The organism is Enterococcus sp. GPZ-007 (assembly GCF_059374735.1).
In genome coordinates, this window is the sequence record NZ_JCAFYN010000124.1 from 1 (window position 1) to 410 (window position 410).

Genomic DNA, 410 nt, shown 5'->3' on the forward strand with positions numbered 1-410 from the left:
GATCCTTCACGCCGATGAAACGTGTTATCGCGTCATTGAAAAAGGTAAAAAAGAAACGTATTATTGGTTATTCAGTACAGGAAAACACAGTCCGCATCCCATCGTGTATTATCATCACGCAGAAACGAGAGCAGGGGAAGTACCAAAACAATTTCTATCGGATTTCAAGGGTTATCTGCATTGTGATGGCTACGCAGGCTATCATGCGGTTGAAGAAGTCACGCTCGTGTATTGTTTGGTTCATGCGCGTCGGAAGTTTTTTGAAGCCATTCCCAAAAATGATAAAAACGAGACACTTCCCTCATGGATCGCCGTGAAAATGATGGATATCTGGTTCCAGCTGGAACGAGAATGGGCCGAACTATCCGCTGAAGAGCGGTTGAAAAAAAGGCAGGCCTATTTAAAACCAT

Annotated in this window: 1 protein-coding gene; it reads left to right on the forward strand. The window is 43.9% G+C overall.

All coding sequences use genetic code 11. From position 1 onward, the window contains the following. The coding region (locus AC4J95_RS21195; protein WP_494551557.1) for an IS66 family transposase at window positions 1-410 on the forward strand (410 nt) is incomplete at both ends.